This window comes from Stenotrophomonas nitritireducens (assembly GCF_001431425.1).
Classification (GTDB): Bacteria; Pseudomonadota; Gammaproteobacteria; order Xanthomonadales; family Xanthomonadaceae; genus Stenotrophomonas; species Stenotrophomonas nitritireducens.
In genome coordinates this window covers 78,193-94,710 of the sequence record NZ_LDJG01000003.1, presented here as the reverse complement: position 1 = coordinate 94,710, position 16,518 = coordinate 78,193, and the positions used below count along the sequence as shown (strand labels likewise).

The window sequence follows — 16,518 nt, the reverse complement described above, 5'->3', positions numbered from 1 at the left end:
ATGCGAATTCTAGTGATTGAGCGCGATCGAGAAGTCGCTTTGAAGATTCTGGCCTACTTCGAGGCCCGAGGGCATCAGCTTGATACCATCGGGGACGGCATCGCCGGCCTTCACTTTGCGGCGTCCAATGGTTACGACGCAGTCATTCTTGATTGGATGCTTCCTCGCATGGAAGGCCCGGAGGTTCTGAGAAGGCTGCGGTTGAATCACGGTGTTTCAGTTCCTGTTGTGATGTTGGCTGCAAAGGTTGCGCTCTCGGACAAAATCATCGCTTTCCGCTCCGGTGCAGATGACTATGTGACCAAGCCTTTTGAGCTCCCGGAGCTCGAAGTTCGCCTAGAGGCGTTGGTTTCCCGTACGGAGGGACGCGTAACAAGGAGGCGGCTGCTGATCGGAGAGCTCACGTTGGACCTGAGAACGTTGGAGGCCACACGGGCTGGAAAACGACTGCATCTGTACCCAGCTTGCAGGAAGCTCCTTGAAGCGCTGATGCGGGCAAGTCCTGCCGCTGTGACCAGGCGGCAGCTTGAGCACACTCTCTGGGGTGACGACCTGCCCGACGGGGATCTTCTGCGATCACAGATGTCCAGCCTGCGGCGAAGCATTGATGGTCCGTTTGAGGAAAAGATGATCCAGACGCTGCCGCGGGTTGGGTATCGACTGATACCGCCATCAAGGCCTATGCCCCCCCCCCGGGGAAGGGAGGCCCTATGACGGTGAGGCGTAGACATGGCTGCAGAGCCGTCAGTGCAGACCTTGAGCGCCTGACTATTTGGCCACGTATTCTGATCAGAGTATGACCATGTGGAAGCCAGCCGCACTCCCAATTGGCGCGTTCTTGGCCGCAGCGATTTGGGGCGCAGCGGCCATGGTGCCCTTCGCGCCGGCATCAGAAGAGATGATGTTTTGGATACCGGTGTCGATTGCGCTAACGAGTGCGGCTGCTGCATTGGTAGTTGCGATGATGCAAGACATCATTCTGGTCGCGGTAAAGAGATGGCCACTGTTCGTGAAATTCTATCCAACCCTCTGCTTGGAGCCACTCCCCTTTGCATTCCTTCCAATCGTGCTGTCACTCGCCGGAATTGCGGAGTTCGGTCCAGCGATGCTGAGTGCAGCTCTATTGCTGATCGGCTTCTCGTTTGCGGAGACTCTCTTCGCCGCCGCCCTCCACAGAGCCCGGGCGACGCCGACCGCGGTTGTGATCTCGATGCAGTGCGCTGCTCTGGTGTTTGCAGTTTACATGTACAAGAAAGGCATCCAAGCGAACGTCAGTGACATCAGTTGGCCGTGGTTCGCATCGTCTGTCACTGCCATGAGTCTATTCTCCTTCCTAGTCGGAAGGTATTGGGCCAACCTGCTTCGTGATGCTGAGGTGGGGTTCTCTCCCTTACTGAAGTGGGTTCTGGTCACCTTCATAGCTGAAGGATCTACTAGTGAATGGAGCCGGTGGAGATTGAAGCAACCTATTAAGCAACGCAGACCACCGGGGCTTCGGTCCAAGCCTCGCAGGAAATAGGATCCGATCAACCAATCCAAATCATGGAGGCTAATTCTTGACAACTGCGAGCGCGACAAATATGACGCAAGGGCGGATGGGACCACCCGTCGTCAGTCTCGCTCTGTGAGAGGTGGCGCATCGAGATCACGTTTGTGGAGGTCTTCTACCGGCCGGAAGCAATACCCCGAGGTAGGTCCGTGGTGGCGACTTCTGGTTTCAATGCGCCCGAAGCCCACCGGAGCCTCAAAGATGCGCGCTCAGGGTTGCAGCGGTCGCTGGCGACAGTCGTCATCGGCCGGAGCCTGTCCCCCGCCTACCAACCTTGCTGGCAAGGCCGGTGTTTTTTGATTGCAAGATTCAGACCTATCCCGCCTGACAATCACATTCCCTGGAGTCACCGCCAACATGAATGAAGCCGAGCTGGAACAAGTGCGTACGGCGATGTTTACCGACCCCGGCGTGAAAGCGGTGGATGACCTGCGCCTAGTCCCCGCCAAAGAGCGCGGTCGTGCGATCGCGGCCACCATCACCGTCGCTGCGCCCTCGGTCGACCTGGACCTGGTGCATGCGGTGATCGCCCGCGTGCTGGCCGATCAATTTGACATCGATCAGGTCATGCTGTGCTTCAACGACCCGGGTCCGGTGCCACCACAGCCCACCGCGGCGCCCTTGAAGAAAATGTGATCGCCCGTGGCTCTATGCGTCTGCGTTGGCGGGCGCATAGAGCTGATAACCCGGCAACGCGCACGCGCCGGCATACACAAAGGCCACGCTTTGCCGCGCCCGGGTGAAGGCCACGTAGTACTTTGGTGGGGCGGTGATACGCGCTGCATCTGCCGTGCGCAGGTACTGTGTCAGCGGGCCGTTCGGAAAGATGAGGACCCGGCTGTAGGTGCGGCCCTTGCACTGCCCAAAGTTCACGGCCGGTAGTCCGTCGCACGCTTGCCGCCGGTCATGCCGGAGCACGGTGGGCGCAAACTCCTGCATGTACGCTTCAACATCCGCTGGAGCGACGAGGTAGATGCCATCGTGCCCGGTGACCTCGCCATTGCCTGATTGGGTTCGCGGCATCTGCGGATAGAGCGTGTCCGCCATATCGCACAGGGCCTGGACGCAGCGAAGGCTGATGAGGCGGTGATCCAGCTGGCATAAGCCGTCCGCCTCCCAAATCTGAAACAGCGCTGCCAGATTGGGTCCACGATACTGGCTGTGCCTTTGAGCATAGTTGGTGGCATACGTCGCCTGCCGCGTATCACCCACCAACGTGATGGCAATGCCGCTCTTCAACAGCCGCTCGACCAGATCCAGATCAAAGCCGGCGAGGTCCTGAACTTCGTCGATGTAGAGCTCGTCGTACATGGCCGCCAGGCGTGCCATGACCTGACCTTGGGTGAGCTCATCGCAGCGCACAGCGAAATCGGCCGCCCGGTCCGAATACATCCGGTTGCCTGCCAAGTAGTGGCGCGCCACCTGGGTGCGTGGGGCCCTGTTATTGGTGACACCTTCTACGAACAGGATGGTCTCGATGCGAGGCTCAGGGCAAAGCGCTGCCTGGTACGGGCGGATGCACTGGCACAGCAGGAAGCCATACCAGCTGTGCAAAGTGACATGCACGGGGACCGCACCGGCGTGGACCTCAAACGAGCGCCGGATCTCTTCTAGATTCTCCAGCGTGTAGGTGACAATCGCGATGCGACGCCCAGGCCGCTCCAGGGCCTGCCGGACCAGCAAGGTGGTCTTGCCCGAGCCGGCCGCCGAAAGCAGGACCCGGTTAGGTGATGGCGCGCTGGACATAGTCCGGGAACCTGATCGAGTGCGGGCTGTTGAAGATCGCCAGGGCCGTATCGGTCTTATGGCCCTTCATGTACTTGAGCAGCGCCACCTCATCGGCAAACGTCTTGCCCAGCACGGTATTGAGTTCGGCCAGCGAGTTGGCTTTGATCAGCTGCTCTTCCAGCGATGGGGCGCTTTCGTCGGAATCGTAATAGATCGCGTTGATGTGTTCGGCATAGCGCTCCTGCACAACGGCGATATCGCCATCATTGTCGGTGATCACCTTGGCCTGGATTTTCAGCCGATCTGCAATCTGCAAGAAGCGCTTGAATGCCAGCGACTTGACCGAAATGATGTCTACGCCGCGAGCCATCGGCGCCACGCCATGGTGGTCGCTGTAGGCGCGCTGCACGATCAGCTCGTCGGAAGGGCCTTCCACCAGGATCGCCTGCTTGGCCAGGATCAATCGCAGCGTGTCGTGGCCCGGCAGCTTCATGAAATAGTCATGGGTATCGCTCGGCAGCTGGTCCAGCTTCATCTGGCCCTGCGCGCTGAACAGGATCACGTTGTCCACGCCCAGCTTATTCAACACGAAGCTGCTGTGGGTGGCGATGATCACCTGCTGGGCGGTGGAGAGGGCCGCAATCTTGTCGATCAGCTGGGTCATGCTGGAATAGGACAGATGGTTCTCCGGCTCCTCGATCAGCAGCACGTGGGCAGCGCCGGCCGCGTGCATCGCCAGCTTCATCTTCACCGCGCTTTGCTCACCCTTGCCGGCCTGGGTGAACGGGAGCTCATCCAGGTAAGGTGACAAGCTGGTTTCCCATGTTGAGCGCGGCGATGTGTCCACACCCACCGTCAGCGCCCGGTGGCTGATGTCCCCGGTGTGCTCGGTCAGGTACGCATTGATGGCCGCCACGTCCGCCTCTTCGGAAAAACTCTGCCGCATGCGGCGGAAGCTCAACGACAGCGAGACGCGCTGCGCAGGCGTCAGTGCCTGATCGATGATGCCGGCGATATAGCGATCGGCACCGGACAAGGTCTTGATGCCGTGAGTGTCGATGATGGTCGAATCGAACGGAATGCTGCGAGCGGTGACGCCATTGTTGGCGAAGGAATACCAGCGCACCGTGTAGTACTCCACCGGCAGGCTGACCGCACCCTGGTGCTGCTGCAGGTAGGCGTTGAACTCCTCGCGGTAGTCGTCGTTGAGCTCGACCAGCAGCCGGATGCCGGCGGTATCCAAGCGCAGGGAGTTGTTGGTGCCGCGCAACGACGCCAGCGCGACATCTGCGCCCAGATAGGCTTCGATGGAGATCCGTGGCGGCGAAGCCGGCGTGCCTGCAGCAAGGGTCGCCAGATATTCCTGCACCGCGGGCTGGTGGAACAGGTAGGGCGTGAGCTCGTAGGCGAGATTGCGCCCATGCAGTTGCCCGGTGACCACCACGTGGATGGCCTCCAGCAGGGTGGACTTACCGACCTCGTTGTCGCCCACCACCAGGTTCATGTGGGCGTTGAGGGGCAGGTCCAGATGGCGAAACGACTTGAAATTGTCGATGACGATACGTTCGATCGGCATGCACAGTCCTTTGATGGCCAACGAGTTCGGTGGCGGCGCCTGCTTGCACCCCGGCTGGCCTCCTTTCCGCTCTGGGCCATACTACCCAGGGATCGCCAGCCTTGGGCGGTTTCGTACTGTTTTGACGACTTGAAATGGCCGAAACGCTGGTTACGCGGGATAATTCAATATTATCCCGCTTGAAAATTGGCGCTTGAAGGAACTACTCAGCTTCTTGATTAGTATGTAATTACATGGTACGTAATGCATTACGAAATCGTCCGAGGAGACGGCCATGGCCCGCGGTGGGGTGTACAAGAGCGACGTGCAGAAAGCCCGCGACAGCCTGCGGGCGCAGGGCAAGCACCCGTCAGTGGACGCGGTCCGGGTGGCGCTGGGCAACACCGGCTCCAAGACCACAATCCACCGTTACCTCAAGGAACTGGAAGAGGAAGAAGGGCAAGGCCTCGGCGCCAAGGTCGCGGTCAGTGAGGCCCTGCAGGACCTGGTTGGCCGGCTGGCGGCCCGACTGCACGAGGAGGCCGAAACAGTCGTCACCGAAGCGCAGCAGCGCTTTGCCGCGCAGTTGCAGGAGCGCAACGACGTGCTGGAACAAGCCCGGCAGGAAGCGATCGCATTGAGCAACCAGTTGCAGCGCACCGAAGCCGCGCTGCACGAGGAGCGGACCGTCCATGCTTCGGCCCAGCAATCCCTCGCGGAGCGGGTGACGGAAATCGCCCAGCTCAGCGAGCGCATTGCCGGCCTGACCGCCCGTGTGGCTGAGCACGAAGCCCATGCCGAGTCGCTGGAGGAGAAGCATGCCCACGCCCGAGAGGCGCTGGAGCACTACCGGACATCAGTGAAGGAGCAGCGTGAGCAGGAGCAACGCCGCCACGAGCACCAAGTGCAGGAGCTGCAGGTCGCACTGCGCCAGGCCAACGAGGCCCTGACAACCAAGAACCATGAATTGCTGCGGCTCAATCGCGACAACAGCCAATGGCTGGAGCGCCATGGGCGCCTGGAGCGGGAACTGGGCGAAGTCCGCCGCGGCATCGAGGCCCAGCAGAACGAACTGGATGCCTTGCGGCTGACGGCCGCAGAGCATCAGGCGCTGCAGGGGCGGTGGGCAGAAGACACACAGACCCTGGAAAGGATGCGGGCCGAGCTGGCCAGCGTGCGCGTCGAGGCGAGCAAGGAACGGGAACGTCGCGAGCAGGCCGAAGCCGATGCCTTGCGCGCCGGCGTGCGCCTGGAAACACTGGAGCAGCTACTGACGCAGCTAAAACCCGATCAGTCTGCCGATGACGCGGCGTCAGGCGAAAAGGCGCGGGGTCACCGATAAACCGGAGAGTCCCATTTTTATCCGGCAACCCTATGAATCAGAAAGGGAAAACGGATTCTATGGGGCATTTTTACACGTATCTCGGCTGAACCCCAAGGTCGGGCCGTTGAAGCTATCGACGGTGGTCCAGCGCATGGCTGTGCTGTCCACAGCCCACAAGCTCAAGCGCCTGACTAACCCCTGCGAGCTGCCTTCTGTCAGGACGCTGTTGAGCCGCGCCCGGCGCGCCTCGGTCAAACGTGGAGAGCGACCAACCAAGAAGACCGCCATCACGCGCCCCGAGCTTGAGGCCATGTTGGCGACTTGTGATTACAGTTTGGAAGGACTGCGTGACCGTGCCCTACTCTGCTTCGGGTTCGCCAGTGGCGGGCGCCGGCGCAGCGAGATCGCCGCCGCGGACATGCGCGACCTGCGCAAGGTTGGCGACGGCGGCTACATCTACCGGCTCGAGTACTCGAAGACGCAGCAGGCCGGCGCGGCAGTGGATTCGACCCCGGACAAGCCCATCTTGGGGCGAAGCGCTCAGGCGCTGGCAGCTTGGCTGGAAGGGGCTGACATCCAAGACGGGGCAATCTTTCGACGGGTCTGGAAAGGCCGGGTCGGTCCTGCCCTGCTCCCCGGTTCAGTGGCCACCATCGTAAAGCGCCGGGCCCGCTTGGCGGGATTGGAAGGGGATTTCGGGGCACATAGCTTGCGGTCGGGCTTCGTTACGGAAGCGGGGAAACAAGGCGTCCCGCTGCCCGCGGTGATGGCGATGACTGAGCACCGATCTGTAGCTAGCGTGATTGGGTATTTCCAAGCGGGTGCCGCTGAAGACAATCCAGCGGCACGGTTACTGAAGTAGTGCTTGGAGCCAACGTAACAGCGTACAGAGCCGAACCGTTGTCAGGTCAGTCCAAGCTCTCTTAGGGCTACTTGGATCGGCTTTCGCACTTCTGCTGGCAGATGGCTCAGATCGGCGTTGAGACCCTGAAGTACTTCTTCTCCGCCGCGCTCCCGGGCAATTCTTCGTAGGATACGGGCCGGGTCACCGGCGCGCGCGGCTGCGATAGCTATATCAGAGATTCGCCATTCTGAATGGACGAAGGCATCGGCCAGACGCCGTCGTGCGCTTTTGCGCTTGTCCCAATCGAGGAAGACGAACATGTAGCTCAGCAGGTCGAACGCGCTACCCTCGGCGAGCTCCCGGTACACGGGCGGAAACGCCGCCGCGATTAGAGGCGACGCGGCTTCGCATCGATTGCCGAGCGCGAATGGCAGGAGTATGGCCGAGGCCCGAACGAAACCCTTAGGAGCCACTGATCCAGATTCCCACAGCAGCTTCCCGGCGGTCTCTGCTGCCTCGAGGGATATGTCCAGCTGATGCCGCCCTATCATGGCCGCCGCCATCTCTTCGATACCGACGAGGAGAGAGCCACGGGTAGCGGCGGATGCGCGGCCGAATGCAACGAGGTTGCGGGACGCCGCCGCCGGGGACACCCCCCGCCGCACTCCCACCCGCATTGTCCTGCCTCCATCTATCTTGGATCCTACTGCCGACAGAAGTTGATCGAGTACGGCGGGTGAGACTTCGTTTGGCTCTTGAGGTAGCGCGAGTTCGAGCGCCTTGCTGACCAGCTCTGCACCGATGCGACCCTTCAGGTTTGGAAGCAGCGCGATCACAAGAGCGATGTAATGGTGACGCAGCATCGTCACGTTGTAGGCGATGCGGGAAAGCAATTCGGCGTCCGACCCGTCCTCCGCATTCAGCAAGGCGATGGTCCCGGTCAGCGTGTTCTCGTCGGCCAGCATGCCGCGCAGCTGTTGCGAATTCGCTGTGGCGAGAAGAGATCTGATCAACTCGATCCGACGGCCCTGCTTCAGCATAGGGCTGGTGATCAGCCAATTCATATCTGCCGGAGTTTGACGCAACATGGACTCAACGAGCGCGTCGCCTCCAGCGCTCGCGCCCATCCCGATCACCGCGTCGCGTAAGGCAACTTCGGCTTGAAGCGCCCTTACTCGTTCGATGATAACGCTACGCATCCCAGGCGAGCTCAGCCCGTTGACTGCATGGATGTGCGTGACCTCTTTGATCAAGCCGTCGAAATCGAGATCATGGATGAGCAGCCGGGCGGGATCTACGTGGTGATCGTCAACCAAGAGACCAAGCAATTGGCGCCTCGCTTCCGCTCGCACCTCGTCGTCGGCGGTACGGAGCGCCATTGTCAGCGCGGATGAGAAGACCGGGAACCTGCCAATAGCTTCTTCAGCCAGCTTTGCGCTGGCGAACAGTAGATCGAGAAGATCTTCACCATGGAGGCGGCTCAGCAGCTCCGCAACTTCGAGATCGAGCGTTCGTGCGAGCCCCTCGGCCGCCGCACTCACTAGCACCCCCCTCTGAGGCTCAACTTTAAGCGCGGAAAGCACTTCCACAGTCTCGACCGGGTGATGGGCCGCAAGGTCCACGGCTGTAGTCCGAATGGATCTCGCCACTGACATGGACGGGAGAAGGCCTTCGAGCTTCTGAATAAGGGCGCTGAGATATCTCCAAGCATCCTCTGCTTGCATGGAGGTGGCTGCCAACGCCGCCGATTTGGCCAGCGCAGGCTCCAGCTCGCGGATCAAATCGATCTGTCTGACCTTACGAGTGTTAGCGATGTCGAGCATGCCTAACGCCGCAGTGGGCGAACTAGGCAGCTTGCGACGAAGATCCTCCCAAAGGAGCGAGACACGCAGAGCCGACTCGCTACCGACGCCATCCGATGACATCTCGCCGAGGGCATCGAAGTTTTTTAGCGACGGCTCAGGAGAGCTGAGCACCCGGGGGACGATGAGCTCAGACCATGGATGGCGGGCTGCCCCCCGCTTCCGCCCATCGATCCGGCGCCCCTCCCAGTCGCCGAACCGGGACCGGGCTTCTTTTGAAGCGAAAACGAGATCAAAGCTACGGCGGCCGATTGTACGAGGAGAGCGGGCGAAGGTTGACATGCTGAAGGTCCGGCGGAAACCCGGCCAAAGAGCGGTAGTCAATCGGAGTGCGAGCGGTTCCGGCTTCTCCGCATCGAACACGACGATGGGAGCCCGCTCCTCGAGGAACATCGCCTCAATGAGCTCGGTTCCCTGCAGCGGATCGACCGGCGGAAGAGGGTTCGAAACAGCGGCAACCGCCCTGCGCTCCGCCGGCCGGTTTGCTCCGCCCTCTGTGGCGACGGCAACGACGGCGGCCACGCCTTGCATTTCCTGCCAGTCAGCCATCGGCACCAAGACACTACGGGTTCGAACGCAACCAGCCCGAGGCGCCTCGAAGTCTTGCCAGGTTCTGGCGACCACGTAGTACGACCCGCTCGGCAGGGGGTAGAGGGTAAGATAAGGCTCAAAGCGCTCGCCCGGCGAAAGCGGACCGGCGACGTCAGACAGCCTATCGATCAGATCCTGATCTGGCTTAGGTAGCCGGATGGTACTTGAAAGGAGCTGATGCCCCTGCCGATAACCATGCAACTGCTGATCGAATCCGTTCAACCTAGTTTCCCATCGCCCAAGCGATGGGCAGCATCACATCCTCGTCGGTCCTCGAGCCGTCCCCATCCTCGACAACCACCCACCCCTGCTCCGAGATGTCACGTTCAAGGTAGCTATTCCGGAATTCGTCGTCGTCCTCCAAGTCTCCGCCAACCACAGAAAGCCCAAAGAGCTTCACGTTCAGACGGCCCGTATCGGCAAGACGCCCGGCGAACAATGGGAATTCCTTTCTGAGATAGGCCATTGGCCCAGCGTCGCGGATCTGCGGATCGAGCAGGTCATAGGCTGCCACGACGACGGCGACATGGGGGCGACTACCGTCGGCACGGTTCGCCAAGTAAAGGTCGAGATATCGGACGAGTTCGCATAAAAGCACCTGCGTGGGAAGATCCGGCTCGGACGCCAATGCGACGGTGCCCTGAGACTTTTCGTCGGGCTCCGCTCCATCAGCGTTACCCTCGGGCTCCGCTCCATCAGCGTTGCCGTCGGGGACCTCTTCCTCATCTGCGCACAGACGCAGGATGTTGCGAGCAGTAACCCAGTCGAGCGGCTTGACATTCTGATCGGATAGCGCTCGAACGAAAATTACGGCGCCTTCCGCTTCGTTCAGGACATCCAGCCATTCCTGGGAGATCTCGAACGTCGCTACAGTATGGGTCCACAGCTCACCCGAAATGTCCGGCACCATCAGCTCGGTCAGTGCGCCCTGGCCGTTTGCGCCCCGGACACTGATCGAGAAATCCGCACGACCGACCTCAAGGTTCCGATCGGAGCGTGGCGCGAAGCTGCCTTGCATCAAATGCTCGACCGCCCCGTCAACATAGGCGATGTTGTCCGGCAACCGCTCGGCCCGCAGCACGCCCTTCCGCTTCTTGAATGAGGGCCAGAGGCGACCGATGTAGTTGGTCTTACCCGAATCGGGACCACCCAGAAGAACAATTGATCTCCTAGTCACGCGACACTCCTGAAGCAAATAAGCTTCCTTGTACTTGGGCTTTGGTGGTCGGACCAGAATTCCGGCACCGCTCGCCCATGGTTCAGTGTCTTCTCGATCAGCGACGCAATGCCCGAACCTGGTTCGACGTCTCCGAACGAGAAGGAAGCAATTGGCGCAAGCGCGATCTCCATCCCATGCCCGCGGCCAGCCTCGCATATGCTCTCGTAGGCATCTGCCGGAAATTCGCCGATGTCCCGCCAACTCGGGACGAGTATGACCCGCGGCCGGGGCGTTGGAAGGATTGCTGATAAGCGCTCGACCAGCATCTCAGCCCTGTAGGTTGCATATCTCTTCGTCTTCGGGCTTGCGAACGCACGGCCGTCAACCATCAACCAGATCACTGATGCCGATCCGAGGAACGAAAAACGGTCGCTGTCGGCCTTGTCGATTAGGGCCTTCGACCATTCGCCGGGGAGGTCTGGCATCAACATATCGAAGAAACGGTTGTCTTTGTGCCGGCGCAACCTAAAATGCAAGAACCCGGCCTGCCGATCGTCGACCATCTCGGTGTGGGTGGTGAGCTGTCCTGGCTCGTCGCCCTCTGTCCAGTGACGGCTGCCGCGTGAGATCTGCTCGAATGCCATTAGAGTGGCGCTCTCAGCGAAGTCGTATCCTGCGAACCCGCCCTTTGCGAGAAGAAGGTAAGCGCTCACAAGGCAGGCCGTCTTACCAGAATCAGGGAGCCCTAGGATGCCAACCATCGTGGTGTGGCGCCGCGTCATAAGTGACGTCGCCTCCTCTAGACCCATCGTCAGGCTCGAAGGCAGTCGCGGGGTTTCATCCGGGCTAGCCAGTACCGCACCGCCCAGATCGACAGAGGGCCGCCCTTCGGTCACTGGATCCGGTATGGGAATGCAGTCGTCAAGTTCGTCCTCTTCGAACTTGTTCCCTGCCTCTCCCGGATCCCTCCGATTCGAGCAGGTATCAACGGGGCGGTTCAACACACATGCTTTCGTCACGTTGTACGTGCACTCGCTCAGCTGGCATGGGCCCTGAACCATAATCAAGCGCCTCGCAGCTTTGCGACCTGTAAAATGCCGCCCTCAAGTAATGCCCGCGCGCCCCAATCACGTGCGTCGCGCGCGGTCTCCACGCCGGCAGTGCTGACATCACCGCTCGTGATCGCCCCAAGTAGTGGGAAAACAGCGGCGAACTTGCGAACGTAATCCGCATCTACTGATGTAGCTAGTGTCTCACGATGGTTTCCAAGTGCCGTCAATAAGGCTGTCAACGTGGCAGGGCTTCCGGGCTGCACTCCGCGCAGCACCACATTTCGGTGGCCCGAGGCTGGCAGGCGACGCAGCTTCGAGGCGCCATCGATGCCGGCGACCACTGCGCGGACAAGCGGATCAGCGTCAGAGAAGCGACCGTCAAGCACGTCGCTCCAGTCTTCCATCATCCACCACAGGAACTCGAGCTCCTCGCGGTCGAGCTCGGCGTTCTCCCGCAACGCTTTGACCAACGGTTCGGTCGCTTTCCGATAAACGGCGCTCGCTCTCGAGCCCGTAGGCTGAGCCTCCGGCAACGTAAGCGGTCCGATCTCAGGAACCGGCACTCGCTTGCGCGACCGCTCGGCGATCAACATTGTCCTAGTCCGCGAGGCGACGAGCACCTCCTGACGGAGAACTTCGATGGGCTCCTCCAAAACAGAGGGCTGGAACGAGAGCGCCGACCAGAGGGCGGCCGCAAGCGTATCGACAGGCGTCCAACCTGGCAGGTCCCGTTCGCTCTGGACGAGGCCTAAGGCCGAAACAAGTGTCACGACAATGATCTCAAGATCGTGGCCCTCGCGCACGAACGCGGCGCTTCCTGCGTTGACGATTGCCTGCTCCACTTTCGAGGCGAACTCATCGCGCGCCTTCCCGTCGGCGACACCATCGGCCAGCGCGGAGGCCAGCTGGATTGCCGACTGAGGATCCTTGAACTCCGTAATCCAGGACTGGATCGCAGCTACCGCAGTATTGCGACGACTGACGTCCTCATCCTTAGGGTCTGGCCAGAAGATCCTGACGTACTTCGCCATTGCACTCATTCATCGTCCCCTGATTTTGATTCTAGTATCGCCGCGTCTATCGCGGCTGACAATTCGCCGAGGCGCCCCTGTGCGACCAGCTTTCCGAAAAAGCGCTGTTCAATAGTGTTATCGAGACGGTCCGTCAGATCGGCGGGTATCACGTTGAGGCCGACAAGGATACGTCGGCGACCGTCCTCAGGAATATCCCTAAAGAAACGCAGACGGACCAAGCGAACGTCCTCGGTCATGGAAAAGTCCACCTCTTTCGACCCAGTAACTGGGTTTGCGACTGGCTGCGCTTGAGGCTGCTCGTCCCGCATGCCCAGTATTGGCTTAGCCGGTGGAGCACCCTTACGAAAGTTGGGAGAACCGAGGACATTGCGCTCTGACCTGCCTTCCAGAAAGGGGGTGTCCCGCTCAAACCGCTTCATCTCGAAGTTCCAAGTCCGCGGATTGATGGTCACTGCCAGCGCATCGGACTCGTCGTCCCAATCGAAAGTCAGGATGTTATATTTATACGTGTACTTCTCGTCTACGTCGTCAGGCGCGGTCGCGCCAGCAGCCAGCATTAGGAGGTCGCAATTATCCTCAACCCCCATAATGGTCAACGAGGGGAAGTGTTCGTGCCCCGAAATGATAACGCGGGCTCTTGACTTGAAATAGCGTGCCGCCTCGTCTGAATCTTGAAGCCAGTTGAGAGGGTGATGGACAAGCACCACCATTTCCTCCCCATCAATCGGCGTAAATACACGTTGCCGCGCACCGAGTATTAGCTTGCCCTCATCATCCTTCAGTGAGCAGATTAGGGCGGAGTTTAGGTGTACGAAGCGAACAGTCCGCTCCGGTGCCACGGTGACAACCACGTCGGCCGAGTACGCGCCGCCGACATCTAGAGCGCAACCGTAGCCGCTAGAAAAGTCCCGGTATGCCGCGAATCGTTCGTAGAGCACCTCGCGCTGGACGTCGTCATCGAGGAGCATGTCCAGCATGCTATCTCCATGCTCCCGGATGGCATCAAGATGGAACTTCGTGATGGGGGTTATGGCGTTCCGATCGATGTCGTGGTTACCGGGGACCATCTGAATGTCAAGGCGGCTACAACCAATGCCTTCTGCTAGCCGGTCCAGCCACTTGCCGGCCTTCTCATACTCTTCATATTTTGCAGAATAGGCGATATCTCCGGTCACAATAATGCCCGTTGCATTCGTGTCGAGTTTCGCGATCTCAGATGCGGCGTCTTGAAGCAACTGTTCCTTCGCATCGTCATTTATCGTAATCCGTCCGCCGTCCTTCTCTTGGCCGAAATGAATGTCCGACAAGTGTATGAAGACTGCTGGCATGCCCCCCCCTTTTTTGCGTATTATAGCCCCTAGAGAAAATTACGAGCATAGATTCGGGCTCGCAGCCCGAGCTGGGTCGCCTCAAGGCTGATCTTGGATGCAACCGCTTGTCTGGTTGCCCTCCTTTCTGGGGCTATGACCGCCCCCCCTTGCGTCAGGGAGCCCTCCAATCGACCGATCGGACTCTTCTGTCATTCGCAGCAACTGCGAGAGACGCAACGGCCGGTCCTGGGCCGAAAGCCCGCAACATGCGGTGCGAATCAGCTAAGTACCGATCCCTACCCCTGATAAATCTTCCTTATCCCTTCTCTGCTGAAGTTCGCTTCCAAGCGGCGGCTGACGCAGGCCGAGCCGCATCAGCTGACGAACCCCGGGCCAGCTTGTCCTCAAGCGGGCGCTAGGCATTACCTCCAACAGGCGACGCTGGAGCTTGGGTCGCATCGCCTCCGAACGCAGCCAGAATCGATTCAAAGATCGACTGCATCGGCTCGCGATACTCCTCGCGCAGGATCTTCGCGTTTTCGAGCAAGCCGATCACCGCAGGTCGTGCGCCCTCCGCATTTTTGTCACGCACGTCCTTGGCGGGGATCGTAAAGAACAAGTAGTCCGGAAAATCGCGTTCGAGCTTGGGCAAAGTGGCTGTCTGGTCGTTGTCAAGAAGCCCGGCCACCTTCCTGTAACCCATGTCCTGCAGAAGACGACAGAGGTGTTGCATATTCCCAGCGCCGCCGACACCCCAGCCGAACATATGGCCCGGCACACGGCCGATCGGCAACTGACGCGCCACGCTCGGGTACAGCATCACGTCGTCCTGGCCCTCAGTAAGCACGATGCCGTCATCCTGAAAGAATAACTCACGGGCATCCAGGCCAAACGTGTGGGGCGCCTTGGTATTCGGGTTCTCTGGATCGTGGATCTTTTTGAGCGCCGCTCTTCCTTGGTCGCTGAGCTGGTAGACGTTCGAACCCCCGATCTCGGAAGTAACCCGAACAAGGGCAGCACCTCGGGCGATTGCTTCGGGGTCGATGAAGTATGGTGAATGCGTCGCAACGATGACCTGCTTTTCGGCGGACAACCGTACGATAGCGCGCACAAGGCGCCGAATGATCGCCGGGTGTAGGGACAGTTCGGGCTCATCTATAGCAACGATGCCGCCGGGAGGGGTACTCGTGAGCGCGTCGACAATGGAGAACAGGCTGACAATGCCTTCGCCTGCACCATCGCTGGAGTGGCTCACAACCCCATTACCCAAGCGAATGTAGTAGTTGCCCTCCGATGTCTGGTCGATGGTCCACTTCGGGGTGTATCCCAGAAGCTCACCGAGCAGCGTGTTGAACTTACTCGGGTCTTTCTCGATGTCGAAGAGCCGCATCTCAAACGAGGACAGCTCTGCCATCCGACGGGCGGGTAACCCGCCCTGTCGTTGAAAATCCTGCAACGTTCCCAGCTGGCGTCCAAAATATGGCTGGAATCCGCGGCGCGAAGGAACCACTCGGATCGGGTCTGGTTCGTCAACTCGATCTGTATTATGGACGCCACTTCGCATATGAACCGATTGGCTGCTGCCTGCGGTTTGGCTCTCGACCACTTCTATCCGAGCTTCGACCACTGCGGACTGGCCGTCTACTCCCGCGGATCCTTCCTCGAACTCGTAAATGATCCGAACGAAATCTGCGTGCTTATTGCGAACCCCCTCGGAGAAGCTCGGCGCTTGGTGACCAGATCGCGCCCGCAGTGCTTCGATTGCCGTGGACTTGCCCGAATTATTGGCGCCAGTAATGATCGTTAGGCCACTGCCCTCGCCCTGATCTTTGGGCACGGCCAAATGAATCAAGCGAGGCTCATTGAAGCCGCGGTACCCGGCGATCGAGAGTGTCTTCAGAAAGCTCAATGGAACTCCGACAGTTGACTGTATGGGGTTCGGTTATGTTAAGCCGCAGTCCAAGAGATACAAAGCGGATCTTCACCGCGGACTAGATTGCCGCGAACTTCCGTCGCTATGGGATCGAAAGCCCGCCTTCCCTACCCCCGATAAACATCCCTAACCACTTCCATGTCCGTCCGAGTAGCCAAGGAGATGAGCGTGCCTTGGACTGGGTGTCTGCTCCAACTTGGGTATCGACAAAGGCCTCCAAAGCCATATACGCTAACTGTAATGCTCCGCATCCCAGCCACCTTCAATCTGCTCCGAGTCAGCCTCTTTGCGCTGCTGGCTTTGGTTTCGTTGGTGCGCCCGATGTTGAACTTGGTTGGAGACCTGCACTCCACAGAACATGCGGTTGTGGCGGCTGCTGAGCATGGCCACCACCACCCCGGCGATCACGATTCGGATTCCGATCGTGATCATGCCAAGGGCTCGCACGCCCTGCTTCACTCTGCTGATGCCAACGGTGCAGTAAGCCTCTGGAACCACAGTCATTGGGCGCCCACAGTCGCGCCCGAGACCTCGGTTCCTGCCCTCGACGTCCATTGGCGTCCTTCGCAACAACCCT

14 protein-coding genes are annotated in these 16,518 nt (G+C 60.0%); 5 read left to right on the top strand and 9 right to left on the bottom strand.

Features of this window, described 5'->3' with window-relative positions; translation table 11 throughout:
* The 3 genes from ABB22_RS02280 (at window position 1) to ABB22_RS02270 (ending at window position 2,185) form a co-directional block, all read left to right on the top strand.
* On the top strand, window positions 1–714 hold the full coding sequence (locus ABB22_RS02280; protein ID WP_017354993.1) for a response regulator transcription factor: 714 nt from the start codon (window positions 1–3) through the stop codon (window positions 712–714).
* 82 nt (window positions 715–796) lie between these two features.
* The gene (locus ABB22_RS02275) at window positions 797–1,519 is read left to right on the top strand and encodes a hypothetical protein (protein WP_017354992.1); all 723 of its coding nucleotides are present in this window, start codon (window positions 797–799) and stop codon (window positions 1,517–1,519) included.
* Window positions 1,520–1,906: 387 nt separating this feature from the next.
* Window positions 1,907–2,185 (top strand): hypothetical protein, encoded by a 279-nt coding sequence (locus ABB22_RS02270; RefSeq protein WP_027080079.1) that lies wholly within the window; start codon window positions 1,907–1,909, stop codon window positions 2,183–2,185.
* Window positions 2,186–2,197: 12 nt separating this feature from the next.
* On the opposite strand, the gene ABB22_RS02265 is transcribed toward ABB22_RS02270, so the two are convergent.
* Window positions 2,198–3,295: a UvrD-helicase domain-containing protein gene (locus ABB22_RS02265; RefSeq protein ID WP_017354990.1), complete on the bottom strand. Its 1,098-nt coding sequence runs from the start codon at window positions 3,293–3,295 to the stop codon at window positions 2,198–2,200.
* The gene (locus tag ABB22_RS02260) at window positions 3,273–4,853 is read right to left on the bottom strand and encodes an ATP-dependent nuclease (RefSeq protein WP_017354989.1); all 1,581 of its coding nucleotides are present in this window, start codon (window positions 4,851–4,853) and stop codon (window positions 3,273–3,275) included. The genes ABB22_RS02265 and ABB22_RS02260 overlap by 23 nt, the downstream gene beginning before the upstream one ends.
* Window positions 4,854–5,127: 274 nt before the next feature.
* Here ABB22_RS02260 and ABB22_RS02255 point away from each other — a divergent pair, with 274 nt between their 5' ends.
* Both ABB22_RS02255 and ABB22_RS02250 read left to right on the top strand, forming a co-directional pair.
* Complete coding sequence (locus ABB22_RS02255) at window positions 5,128–6,174, top strand: DNA-binding protein (protein WP_046272805.1); 1,047 nt, start codon at window positions 5,128–5,130, stop codon at window positions 6,172–6,174.
* The gene (locus ABB22_RS02250; protein ID WP_244481326.1) at window positions 6,134–7,018 is read left to right on the top strand and encodes a site-specific integrase; all 885 of its coding nucleotides are present in this window, start codon (window positions 6,134–6,136) and stop codon (window positions 7,016–7,018) included. Before ABB22_RS02255 ends, ABB22_RS02250 begins: the two co-directional genes overlap by 41 nt.
* A gap of 41 nt (window positions 7,019–7,059) precedes the next feature.
* Here the strand turns inward: ABB22_RS02250 and ABB22_RS02245 are convergent, their stop codons facing one another.
* The 7 genes from ABB22_RS02245 to ABB22_RS18035 all read right to left on the bottom strand — a co-directional run bounded on the left by ABB22_RS02245 (window position 7,060) and on the right by ABB22_RS18035 (window position 16,373).
* Window positions 7,060–9,675, bottom strand: coding sequence for a GAP1-N1 domain-containing protein (locus ABB22_RS02245; RefSeq protein ID WP_057505037.1), 2,616 nt, complete (start codon window positions 9,673–9,675; stop codon window positions 7,060–7,062).
* 1 nt (window position 9,676) lies between these two features.
* Window positions 9,677–10,630 (bottom strand): TRAFAC clade GTPase domain-containing protein, encoded by a 954-nt coding sequence (locus tag ABB22_RS02240; RefSeq protein WP_082592142.1) that lies wholly within the window; start codon window positions 10,628–10,630, stop codon window positions 9,677–9,679.
* The gene (locus tag ABB22_RS02235) at window positions 10,627–11,613 is read right to left on the bottom strand and encodes a TRAFAC clade GTPase domain-containing protein (RefSeq protein WP_152983999.1); all 987 of its coding nucleotides are present in this window, start codon (window positions 11,611–11,613) and stop codon (window positions 10,627–10,629) included. The genes ABB22_RS02240 and ABB22_RS02235 overlap by 4 nt, the downstream gene beginning before the upstream one ends.
* Window positions 11,614–11,675: 62 nt before the next feature.
* Window positions 11,676–12,695 carry a GTPase-associated system all-helical protein GASH gene (locus ABB22_RS02230; protein ID WP_057505034.1) on the bottom strand — a complete coding sequence of 340 codons (1,020 nt, stop codon included), beginning with the start codon at window positions 12,693–12,695 and terminating at the stop codon, window positions 11,676–11,678.
* A 5-nt stretch (window positions 12,696–12,700) separates the two neighbouring features.
* Window positions 12,701–14,005: a metallophosphoesterase gene (locus ABB22_RS02225; protein ID WP_161809339.1), complete on the bottom strand. Its 1,305-nt coding sequence runs from the start codon at window positions 14,003–14,005 to the stop codon at window positions 12,701–12,703.
* A 418-nt stretch (window positions 14,006–14,423) separates the two neighbouring features.
* Window positions 14,424–15,917: an ATP-dependent nuclease gene (locus ABB22_RS02220; RefSeq protein ID WP_082592141.1), complete on the bottom strand. Its 1,494-nt coding sequence runs from the start codon at window positions 15,915–15,917 to the stop codon at window positions 14,424–14,426.
* Window positions 15,918–16,172: 255 nt separating this feature from the next.
* Complete coding sequence (locus ABB22_RS18035; protein ID WP_152983998.1) at window positions 16,173–16,373, bottom strand: hypothetical protein; 201 nt, start codon at window positions 16,371–16,373, stop codon at window positions 16,173–16,175.
* Window positions 16,374–16,518 lie beyond the last annotated feature (145 nt).